This is a genomic window from Mongoliitalea daihaiensis (genome assembly GCF_021596945.1).
Lineage (GTDB): Bacteria > Bacteroidota > Bacteroidia > Cytophagales > Cyclobacteriaceae > Mongoliitalea > Mongoliitalea daihaiensis.
In genome coordinates, this window is the sequence record NZ_CP063779.1 from 1961815 (window position 1) to 1973511 (window position 11697).

Here is an 11697-nt window from a genome sequence, read left to right on the forward strand (position 1 = left end):
ATCATGATGTCATCAACCTATTTAAGCTTAAAAAAACAAACTGCTGTCAATGCAGGAGCTGAAAATACAGCCAAAGAAATCATGCAACAACCTCAGTTGTGGCTAAAAGTATTGGCTTTAATTGCTTCTCAAAGCCAGCGTATTGAATCATTTTTAAACCCACTTTTAGCCAAAAAAGATTTAAGAATTATTCTAACTGGAGCGGGGTCTTCTGCCTTTATTGGTGAGTCTGCGCAAGGCGTGGTTCAATTAAAAACAGGAAAGCTTACACAAGCCATCCCAACTACTGATATTGTTACACATCCTGAGTTAGTTTTTCAGCGGAAGATCCCCACTTTATTGGTTTCATTTGCACGATCCGGAAATAGCCCAGAGAGTGTTGAAACAGTGTTCTTGGCTGATAATTATGTGGATGAAATTTATCATTTAATCATTACCTGCAACAAAGATGGAGAACTTGCAGACTACGTGGTCAATCATGGGGATAACAGTTACTGTTTAGTGTTGCCCGAAGAGTCTAATGATAAGAGTCTAGCTATGACAGGAAGCTTTACTTCTATGCTTCTTTCTATCTTGATCATTTCTCAATTGGATAACTTAAAGGAAGTAGGGGAGCAAGTGATGGCTGTTTCTGAACATGCAGACGCTATTTTTGCTTCTTGTCTTGGTGATTTTATTGAATTGTCCAAAACCGATTTTGAAAGGGTAGTATTCTTGGGTTCGGGCCCCATGCTCGGTATAGCAAGGGAGTGTCACCTTAAGCTTCAGGAGCTGACTGATGGAAGCGTAGTATGTAAGCACGACTCATTTCTAGGGTTTAGACATGGTCCTAGAGCTGTAATCAATGAGAAATCCCTTGTTATTTTTCTGTTTTCGAATGATCCTCATGTATATCAATATGAAAAGGATTTAGCCGTCAGTATTGCGCTAGATCCAAGGAAGATCAATATCGTGACTTACGGTGCTTGGTTTTCAGATGATTACAGGTCGAGGTTGGATATTTCGCCTAGGTCCGAAAGTTGTAAATCAGGTCATTTTAGAGTTTTATCTGCAACCTTGATAGGACAGTTATTGGGTTTTTACAAGTGTTTAAATCTTGGATTAAAGCCTGACAACCCTTCTGTCAGTGGAGCTATTTCTAGAGTGGTGCAGGGAGTTATTATCTATCAAAAAGAAGATTAACATGATATTGGTCGTTTGTCCCAATCCTTCTGTAGATACGTTCGCGGTGCTGGAAACATTGACGCTTGGAAATCCGAATCGTTTTTCTGAGGTGAAGGAGTTTCCAGGAGGCAAGGGTGTTCATGTGGCATTTGCTCTACGTGAACTTGGAGCGAAGGTAGTGTTGACGGGTTTTTGGGCTGGCGCTAATGGATCCTGGATCAAAGAGCAGTGCAAACAAATTGGGCTTGAGGTGAGCGGAGTGGAGCTTGAAGGGAATACTAGAAAGTGCTATACTATACAGTCCATGGATGATAAAATAGATCATACCGAATTTCTTGAGCCGGGTCCAATGATGGGGGCAGCTGATTTTAATTTATTTATCTCGCAATTTGAGGAGCAAGTAAAAGGTGCCGAGACAGTAGTTATTTCTGGTTCTTGGCCTGTTAAGTCCCCCACTGATGCTACTGAAACGCTGGTCAAGATTTGCAATCAATACAACAAGCCGGTAATTCTAGATTGTACAGGCGTGCAGCTGGAAAATGCCTTGAACAGAGATCTGACCATCCTACACCTGAATGAATCTGAATATGCGGTAGCTTCTCAAGAGCTCGCAGATAAATTGTCAAAGGTTGGAATTTTAGCCATTACCAAAGGTAGGGAAGGTCTATTTCTTAAACATCAGGATCAGATGTTACATGGAAATGTAAAGCTAGCGCAGATCATCAGTTCTGTTGGAAGTGGAGACTGTCTAACTGCTGGATTAGCACTCGCTTTTACAGAAAGTCGGTCACTAGAAGAAATTGTGCGGTATGGAGTGGCTTGTGGTGCTGCCAATTGCCTGAGAGCTGATCTCGGGATGCTGTATAGACAGGATGTTGAAAGTTTAATTGCTCAAGTAACCATTAAGGCTTTAGCATATGAAGCGTAAAAAAATATTAGTTGTGGGTGAGTTGAACGTTGATATGATCTTCAATCATATCGATGGCTTCCCTGCTGTTGGGAAAGAAATTGTAGCCAAAAATCTAGACTTAACGTTGGGGAGTAGTTCTGCTATTTTTGCCTCTAATATTTCCACTTTGGGGATAGAGACGTCCTTTTGTGGTAAAGTAGGTACTGATACGTTTGGTAAAGTTGTGCTCGATACGTTATCTCAAAGGGGAGTTGACGTTTCTCATATCATTCAAGATCCACAAGAAAAGACAGGAGTGACTATGGTCATGAATTATGACCAAGATAGAGCAAATATCACCTATTGTGGAGCGATGGAGCATTTTGGTTTTGATGATATCCCATGGGAAAGAGTTCAGGAGTTTGATCACGTACATTTCTCAAACCTATTCTTACAACCCAAGCTGAAAAAGGATATAGCCGCATTTTTTCAAAAGATAAAATCTTTGGGATTGAGTACCTCATTGGATCTTCAGACTGATCCTGATGGGACATTTGATTTTGATTATCAAGCTTGTTTACCTTTTGTAGACATTTTTCTTCCTAATGAATCTGAAATCAAAGGGATCACTAAAGAAAGCGAGCTTTCTTTAGCTATAGAAAAAGTAGCGCCTCATGCTAAAATACTTGTAGTCAAAATGGGCGAAAGAGGTTGTCTCTTGCGCCAAGGTGACTTGGTGATTGAGTTGCCTGCAATGCATCATACATCTTTTGTAGATGCGATTGGAGCTGGAGATAGCTTTAATGCTGGCTTTATCCATCATTTCCTAAGCGGAGAGCCCATCGATTCATGCCTTGAATTTGCGAATTTGACGGGAGCAGTGAACACGACTGCATCCGGTGGAACTTCTGCTTTTGGGAGTTTTGAAATGTTTGCTTCAACGGCCAAAAAAGTATTCAATATCCATACAGCTCAGCTATGAAAATAAAAGATAAATTAAAAGAGTTGACCGCTCAAAAGGTTGGGCTTTTAGCCACGAACTACTATAATTTAGAAACGCTTCATGGGGTTTTAAAAGCGGCGCAAGCTACAAGTAGTCCACTTATTCTTCAGCTTACCCAAAGCTCCATTGATTATATGGGTTTGGAAGCTGCTGTGGCATTGGGAAGAGAAGGTTTAAAGCAGTTTCATGTTGAAGGATGGATACATTTGGATCATGGCGGATCGGTAGAGCTTGTTCAGCGTTGTCTAGACGCTGGGTTTGATTCTGTGATGATCGATGGTTCAGAGCTTCCTTTTGAGGAAAATGTGAAGTTGACTCAGGAGGTTGTCAAAAGGGCTGTCTCCTACGGAGCTCATGTGGAAGCTGAGCTAGGATATGTAGCTAAATTAGGTCAATCGCATCTGCATGATGGCTTTACTCAACCAGCCGAAGCCAAAAGATTTGTAGAAGAAACAGGGGTTGATGCCTTGGCGATATCAATAGGTACTGCCCATGGCTTTTATAAAGAAAAACCAAAATTGCAGATTGACTTGCTTCAAGCGATCGCCCAAGAAGTACAGGAGCGCGCAACCTTGGTGTTGCATGGGAGTTCGGGTGTGCCGGACGATCAGCTGATTGCTGCTATTAATCATGGCATATGTAAAATCAATCTTGCTACTGAAATAAAAAACATTTTCATGAAGACTCTTCAGAATATATTAGCCCAAAATGATGAAATTGATTTAAGGAAAGTATTTCCAAAGGCAACCAATGCGGTAGTCGAACTAGTAAAACAAAAACTCACCATTGTAAACAATTAGTACCGTGAAATTCATTGATGCTCATTGTCATTTAAACTCCCGATCCAAAGCTAAAATGGAATTAGCCTTAGAACGAGGGGCAGCTTTTGTTTCCATCAACACTGATATTCCATTTTTTGAGCCATTAGCGGCTCAGGAGTCAGTAGTGCTAGACCTGAAGCAAGCTTATCCAGATCAGGTGAGGTATATGGGAAGTTTTGAATCAAAAGGTTTTGGGTCTGCCTCGTGGCAAACCAAGACTTTGGACCGAATAAAACAAACTGTAGATAATGGTGCGTCTGGTATAAAGATTTGGAAAAATTTCGGGATGGCCATTAAAGATGATACAGGACAATTTGTAATGGTGGATGATGAGCGACTGGATCCAGTTTTTGATTTTATGGCTCAAAATGGTCTCCCAATGATTGGTCATATCGGTGAGCCTAAAAATTGCTGGTTGCCACTGGAGGAAATGACAGTAGATTCAGATAGGCGCTATTTTAGTAATCATTCCGATTACCACATGTATCTACATCCTGAATACCCTAGTTATCAAGCCCATATTGATGCAAGAGATGCTGTTTTGTCTAAGCACCCCAGTCTTATCTTTGTAGGAGCCCACTTGGGAAGTTTGGAGTGGAATTTGGATGAAGTTGCCTTGAGATTAGATAAATTTCCAAATTTTCATACCGATCTTGCGGAAAGGGTTTGCCATGTTCAGCTTCAGAGTATAGCTGATCGGGAAAAAGTTCGTCAGTTTTTCATCAAGTACCAGGATAGAATCATTTATGGATCAGATGTGATTGACTTCAACTACCGAACAGAACACCAAGTGGCTTCCAGGTTTGAGTTTCTATGGGATTACCATTTAAAGTATTTTGGGAGCTCGGAGATCTTGACTGCAGAGGAATTTGAAGGAAGCTTTCAGGGCTTGGATTTACCGCAAGAGGTAATTCAAAAAATCTTTATCACCAATGCAGCAAACATTTACGGATTTAAAATATAATAAAACATACTAACCATGAGCAATAAAAGAAGAGAGTTTCTTAAAATTTCAGGATTAGCAGGTCTTGGGATTTTTGGTACAGGGATGAGCAACTTCAGTTCTGCAGAGGAAATGGAGAAGCTACCTGAACTCGTAAGAAAAAAGCATATTCAGCATTTCAATATGTCTGGATTTACTGCGCCCAAATTGGAAAAAGTAAGAGTTGGATTTATTGGTCTTGGGATGAGAGGTCCTGGGGCTGTATCCAGAATGAGCAAAATCGAAGGGGTAGAGATTGTAGGATTATGCGATTTGGTGCCCGAAAAAGTTGATAAAGTGGCCAAATCCTTGGAGTCGACTAAACACAAACCAACCAAATACTCCGGAAGTGCATATGCTTGGAAAAAGATGGTGGATAGAGATGATATTGATCTGATTTATATTGTAACCCCTTGGGATTGGCATACACCTATGGCAGTCTATGCTATGGAATCAGGAAAACACGTGGGGGTAGAAGTGCCTGCTGCAAAAACCTTAGAAGAGTGCTGGCAATTGGTAGAGACTTCAGAGCGTACCCAAAAGCACTGCATGATGCTGGAAAATTGTTGCTATGACTTCTTTGAGTTGATGACACTCAATATGGCAAGAGATGGATTTTTTGGTGATATTTTGCATGCGGAGGGTGCCTATATTCACGATCTTTTGGATCTCAATTTTGCCAAAAATGCCTATGAGGACATGTGGAGACTTAGAGAAAACTACAGGGATGGCAATTTATATACTACCCATGGTCTAGGACCTATTGCTCAACTGATGGATATCAATAGAGGTGATCAGATGGATTATTTATCATCCTTGTCTTCTGCAGATTTCCACATGGCGGCAAAGGCCAAAGAGTTGGCTGAAACAGATAGTTTCTTTGCTTCCTATGCAGAGAAAAAATATGGAGGTAATATGAATACCACGATCATCAGGACTAAGCATGGGCGATCTATGATGATTCAGCACGATGTCACCTCGCCAAGGCCCTATTCAAGGTTACACGCGTTAAGTGGGACGAAGGCTTTTGCTCAAAAATATCCGGTAGAGCGAGTTTCAAAAGGCCATTCGTGGATTAAAGAAGATGAGATGAAAGTCTTGAAAGAAAAATATACCCCAGAAATTGTCAAGAAAGTAGGGGAATTAGCCAAGCAAATCGGAGGACACGGTGGAATGGACTTTATGATGGAATGGAGACTAGTGGATTGCTTGCGCAATGGACTTCCATTAGACCAAGATGTCTATGATGCCGCCTTGTGGTCAGCAGTTTCTCCATTAAGTGAGTGGTCAGTAGCGCACCGTTCCAACTCCATAGATGTGCCTGACTTTACCGGTGGCGCTTGGAAAACCAATAAACCAGTAGACATCACGCTCAATGGCGGAGGCACTACTAAGGTGATCATATAGTTTTTTGGGTTTAGTTAATTTAGTTTAGAGTGATAAATGCACCGGAGGACTCTTCGGTGTTTTTATATTTACTTATCAATCTACCGTTCTATGAGGATATTTTCATTAGTTGTTTTCGGGTTATGCTGCATTTTAATTAGTTCTTGTACTACAAATGATAGTAATGAAATTACATTTCTTCAAACTGTTGATCACAGTTTTTCTGGGGTAACATTTGAAAACAGGATCGTAGAAAATGATAGTTTGAATATTCTTACTTACGAATATTTATACAATGGAGGAGGAGTAGCAGTAGGGGACTTGAATAATGATGGCTTGCCAGATTTGATTTTTGTTGGAAACCTTAGCGACAATAAAGTCTACCTTAACAAAGGAGGGTTCACTTTTGAAGATGTTACACGACAAACAGGACTGAAAGGTAGAACTGATTTTGCCACAGGAGTAAGTCTTGTGGATATCAATGGAGATGGGTTTTTGGATGTGTATTATTGCTATTCAGGACCAGGTGATGAGTATTCCAGAAGAAATGAACTCTTCATTAACAATGGAGATCTTACCTTTACCGAAAAGGCCAAAGAGTATGGGTTAGATGCTGTGGGCACTTACAGTACCATGGCAGCATTTTTTGATTATGATGGAGATGGAGATTTAGACATGTTTTTATTAAATCATGGGAAGACATTTTTTAATCCATTGAGCCAGACATCTAAGCTCAGGGCTTTTCGCCATCCATATTATGGCAATCAATTGTATCAAAATAACCAAGGCATCTTTTCTGATGTGAGTGAAGAAGCAGGCATCATTGGGAATGGCTTAAATTTTGGCTTGGCAGTTATGGTTTCGGATGTCAATAATGATGGTTGGCCTGATATATTTGTTACCAATGATTATAACGAACAGGATTTTTTATATATCAACCAAAAGGATGGGACCTTTGATGAGGTGTCCAAAAAAGCAATGACTCATCAATCAAAATTTTCCATGGGAGGTGATATTGCAGATTTTAATAATGACGGATGGATGGATATTTTTACCTTGGATATGCTTCCAGAAGACAACAAAAGACAAAAGCTTTTAAAAGGAGGCGATGAGTTTGACTTTTATCAGGCATTGATCGATAGTGGGTATCATCATCAATACATGCGAAATACGCTGCAGTTGAATAGGGGACTTGACAAGGATGCAGACTTGGTTTTTCAAGAAATTGGGCAGCTATCAGGCATATCCAATACCGATTGGAGTTGGTCTGGGCTTTTTGTGGATATGGATAACGATGGGTGGAAAGACTTAGCAATCACCAATGGGTTTTTGAGGGATTTCACCAACAAAGATTTTCTAAATTACACTTATGCTGATGCAGCAAAAGTATCACGAGAAAAGGGGGAAGAGCCAGATTTGCTTGCTTTGGTGAAAAAAATACCCAGTACCAAAGTAGGCAATTATCTTTTTATCAATAAGGGAGATTTGAGCTTTGAAAACCAATCTCGTCAATATGGTTTTGACACCCCAAGGATTTCCAATGGTATGGCTTATGCTGACTTGGATGGGGATGGTACTATGGATTTGATCATTAATAATATCAATGAAAAGGCTACCATCCTAAAAAATATCAGTGGGCAATTTTTGGAGAACAATTATATCAAATTCAGACTCATTGGCAGTGGACAAAATATGCAGGCAATTGGGGCAAAAGTACAGATTGAATTGCCTGATGGTACAATTCAGATACAGGAGTTGTTTCCTGTGAGAGGTTACCAATCGACCGTTGATACGGAGTTACACTTTGGTTTGGGGAAGTTTGATCAAATTAAGGAGGCTACCGTAATTTGGCCTGACCAAAAGATTTCTAAGTTAGGTGTCACTCAGTCCAATCAATTGATGGTAGTGACTCAAGAGGGAGCAAAAATGGTTGAGAATGTAGCAGATTCAAATCCTAGTAAAACGATCTCATTTGAGGAGGTATCAGGCATTTTGGGGATTAATTTCACTCATAAAGAAAAAAACTTTGTTGATTTCAAGGTCAATCCTTTGTCATTTTTTCAATACTCGAAGCTTACTCCTGCTATTGCTGTTGGGGATGTGAACGGCGATGGGTATGATGATTTTTTTGTAGGAGGGGGAGTAGGGCAATCAGGAGAATTATATCTCAGCAAAGCCGATGGATCGTTTCGGACTGTCAGCAATGGACCATGGCAAAAAGATGCTGAGCAAAAGGATACAGGAGCAATTTTCTTTGATGCCAATGGCGATGGCTTATTGGATCTATATGTCAGCAGTGGTGGTACGGAATTCAATCTTTATTTTCCGCTATTGCAAGATCGGCTGTATGTCAATCGAGGAAATGCCGTATTTGAAAAGGTGGAGGACGCTTTACCAGACCTGACGGGCAATAATGCGCTTGTATTGGCTCATGATTTTGATGGGGATGGCAAAATAGATTTGTTTGTTGGTGGACGTTCTATTCCGGATCAGTATGGCTTAAGTCCATGGAGTTTTTTATTGAAAAATGAAAGCACTTCAGATGCTGTAGTTTTCAAAGACGTCACTCCTGCCAATCTCAGAAATGTAGGTATGATTACTTCAGGTGTTTGGTATGATATGGATGGTGATGGAGGGGAAGAACTTGTATTAACGGGGGAGTTTATGGGAGTTCAAGTTTGGAAGTTTTTGGAAGGACAAGCTACAGAAATCAGCCAAAGCTTAGGCCTGGATGCTGGCAGGGGTTTTTGGCAAAGTATGATGGTGGCAGATGTTAATCAAGATGGCGTGCCAGATCTGATTTTGGGTAACTTAGGGCTCAACAGTCAATTGAAGGCATCCAAAGATCAACCAATTCTACTGACTATTGGTGATTTCAATAATTCGGGAAATGTTTTATCCTTGATGACTAACAGGATACAGGGAGAGCTGTATCCCATTTATTCGAGAGATGTATTGTTGAGTCAATTGGTACATTTGAAGAAGCGCTATGTGAAGTATGAAGATTATGCGATGGCAAGTTTTGAAGATGTTCTAAGTGGTCAAGAGGTGTCATTTCAGCAAAAAACTTTAGATCAGCTGGAGTCTGTCATGTTATTGAGTTCTCCTAATGGATATGCTTCTCATAGCTTGCCGATTGAGGCACAAGTCTCTCCTATTACAGGTATTATTTCCTTAGATGATCAATTGGAGGAGGTATTAGCGGTGGGTAATTTATATCCATTTATGGTGGAAATAGGAGCGATGAATAGTGGTACAGGGTTGATTTTGAAAAAGGAGAAAGGAGGGAGGAGGTATTCTTTTTCTCCAACACCTATTGCTAATCTGGATATACGGGGAGATGTGAGAGCAATTAAAAAGCTGAAAAGGAAAAATGGCCAGGATTTATTTTTAGTGGTAGAAAATAACGGTCCACTGAAGGTGTTTCAACTTCAAGAGTAAAGAGGCTGTCTCATATCTCTATTCAATGACAACTCAATCAACTATTATGGGGTATTTATTAAATTAAAACTTTGTGCCTTAGAGTCTAAGTGGTATTTTAGACCACAAAGCCCCCAAGACACAAAGAGATCAATTACTACACGGAAGCATATTTTAATAGAAAATCTGAAAATCTATTTATGAGCCAGCTGCTTGATGATTAATATTAAAATGCTCCCATCTCTGCTAGGGCTGCAAAGTCTTGCCCATCATGTGCATTGAGTGCTTCAAATTTGATGTATCGAATGTTGATGGGTTCGTTTAACGTAACAACTTGCTGTCCTGCGCTATTTAAGAGCGAGCCCGAGCTAATTGGACTCCAAGATGTGAAGTCATTACTGCCGTAAATTTTGTAATCTTTGATTTTTCGAGATCCATCTCTTTGATGAAAAACAAATCCCTTGATATTAGGTGTTGCATGGAAATCCAAGGTAAAGGAATGTGGGTATTGGGCTGCCGTGCCAGTCCATTGACTGTGCCAGTACGTGTCAAGTTTACCATCAATGATATCTTTAGCTCTTCCAGTAGCTCCTTCTCCGCTAGTTTCTTCGGAGCTGAATTCTACAATCTCCCAAGCTGACTTGTCAAGTTCCGCAATTGTTTCAGGAGCTGTAATTTCTACCCCTAGTGTTTCAAGTGCTTCAAAGTCTATAACAGGGGTTTGATTGTTTGGGGACCTGAGATGCATACTGCTTAGAGGTGTATGAGGCGTGAAAAAGCCACAATTTTGAAGGTAGAATTTCCCGTCTTTGCTTCCGCCAGCATAATCCATTCTAAAACCTGAGCTTGCTATTGGATCTCCTGTAAATCGTGCTTCTGTAAGTTCTGTCCACTCTCCTTCAATGTTTCTTACCCATTGGTTGTCATAAAACACTTTTCTTCCGATATGTCCAGTCCTAGTATTGAAGTTTTCCAAAAATGAATGAGGTCTTTTGTACCAAGTATTCGTTTTTGGTCTTTGAAATCTTGAAATGATTTGCCATTCCCCCACTTCAGGAGCATAAAAATACCCTGTATATATGGTATTTCCTTTTCCATCAGGTTCCACTGAATTTAAAAATTTGTAGGTGGTACCAGCTGACCAGTTATATACTAGGTAGCTTTGTCCTCCTGAGCCTTCATTTCCAAATTCGCCAGTGTAGACTTCAGCTCCTTTTTTAAGGACAAGGATGCGCTCATCTTCTGGGATTTCATTGGGGTTGTCTGTAACATAAGGACTCCATACGGAAAAGAGAACTCTCCGCTCAGTTGCTGAGTTGACTTGAATTCCAAAGTAGCCTTCTGCAAAGCCATTGGCCATAAAGTATGACCCAATAGGATCTTCTCCTGCTGGTATGGTCATTTCATTATAGAACCATTTAATGTTCTGATTGTCTGGAGTGGTATATCCTAAATGTACAGAAGGGCCTCTACGTCCCCAATAGAAGTTATTGTCTTCGTTGTCTTTTACATAGTGAGCATTGATCTCTCCATTATGCTCAATGTTTATGCTTCTGATCTTCGCAAAATTTGCTCCGGTTTTAGTTAGTGCATTGAGTTCTATAGCCGTATATCCTACAGGTATTTTGAAATTCCCCACTTTTACAAGTCCTGATACCCCATTGCTTAATTGTACTTTTTGCTTTTGGTCTCCTATACTAACTTCGATTTCTGAGTTTCCCTCTTGAGTCTCTATGATAAGGTTGAGATCTACATTCTCTGTACCAGAAGATTTGAAAAAAACACCCAAGACTGTTTGGTCAGAAGTCCAGCTAGATATGCCATTTTGGTCTAATCCTACCATTTCTTGCCCAGCAATCTGATAGGTGTTTCCTCCTAGAGGAATTGAAAATGAATTGGAGTAGGAAATCTCATTGGCTTTTGGTTGCTCTGGCTCGGAGCAGCTCATCAGAGAAATCAATAGTGTCAAGAAAATAATATTCATGTATTTCATCAATAGTGTGGTTAAGGTAAAAAAACAATGCCTGATTTT

General features: G+C 40.2%; 8 protein-coding genes. 7 read left to right on the forward strand and 1 reads right to left on the reverse strand.

Going from position 1 to position 11697, the window contains the following annotated elements:
* Positions 1-3 precede the first annotated feature (3 nt).
* The 7 genes from IPZ59_RS08315 (at position 4) to IPZ59_RS08345 (ending at position 9686) form a co-directional block, all read left to right on the forward strand.
* Positions 4-1182: an SIS domain-containing protein gene (locus tag IPZ59_RS08315; RefSeq protein WP_236139404.1), complete on the forward strand. Its 1179-nt coding sequence runs from the start codon at positions 4-6 to the stop codon at positions 1180-1182.
* A gap of 1 nt (position 1183) precedes the next feature.
* A complete protein-coding gene (locus IPZ59_RS08320; protein WP_236139405.1) occupies positions 1184-2092 on the forward strand; it encodes a 1-phosphofructokinase family hexose kinase in 909 nt (302 codons plus the stop codon).
* The gene (locus IPZ59_RS08325) at positions 2082-3035 is read left to right on the forward strand and encodes a carbohydrate kinase family protein (RefSeq protein ID WP_236139406.1); all 954 of its coding nucleotides are present in this window, start codon (positions 2082-2084) and stop codon (positions 3033-3035) included. Before IPZ59_RS08320 ends, IPZ59_RS08325 begins: the two co-directional genes overlap by 11 nt.
* Positions 3032-3856, forward strand: a complete 825-nt coding sequence (locus tag IPZ59_RS08330; protein WP_236139407.1) for a class II fructose-bisphosphate aldolase — start codon at positions 3032-3034, stop codon at positions 3854-3856. Before IPZ59_RS08325 ends, IPZ59_RS08330 begins: the two co-directional genes overlap by 4 nt.
* 4 nt (positions 3857-3860) lie before the next feature.
* Positions 3861-4841: an amidohydrolase family protein gene (locus tag IPZ59_RS08335; protein WP_236139408.1), complete on the forward strand. Its 981-nt coding sequence runs from the start codon at positions 3861-3863 to the stop codon at positions 4839-4841.
* A 15-nt stretch (positions 4842-4856) separates the two neighbouring features.
* On the forward strand, positions 4857-6266 hold the full coding sequence (locus tag IPZ59_RS08340) for a Gfo/Idh/MocA family protein (RefSeq protein ID WP_236139409.1): 1410 nt from the start codon (positions 4857-4859) through the stop codon (positions 6264-6266).
* Positions 6267-6356: 90 nt separating this feature from the next.
* A complete protein-coding gene (locus tag IPZ59_RS08345) occupies positions 6357-9686 on the forward strand; it encodes a VCBS repeat-containing protein (RefSeq protein ID WP_236139410.1) in 3330 nt (1109 codons plus the stop codon).
* A 205-nt stretch (positions 9687-9891) separates the two neighbouring features.
* Here IPZ59_RS08345 and IPZ59_RS08350 read toward each other — a convergent pair whose 3' ends face one another.
* Positions 9892-11658, reverse strand: coding sequence for a DUF3472 domain-containing protein (locus IPZ59_RS08350; RefSeq protein WP_236139411.1), 1767 nt, complete (start codon positions 11656-11658; stop codon positions 9892-9894).
* Positions 11659-11697: the final 39 nt, after the last annotated feature.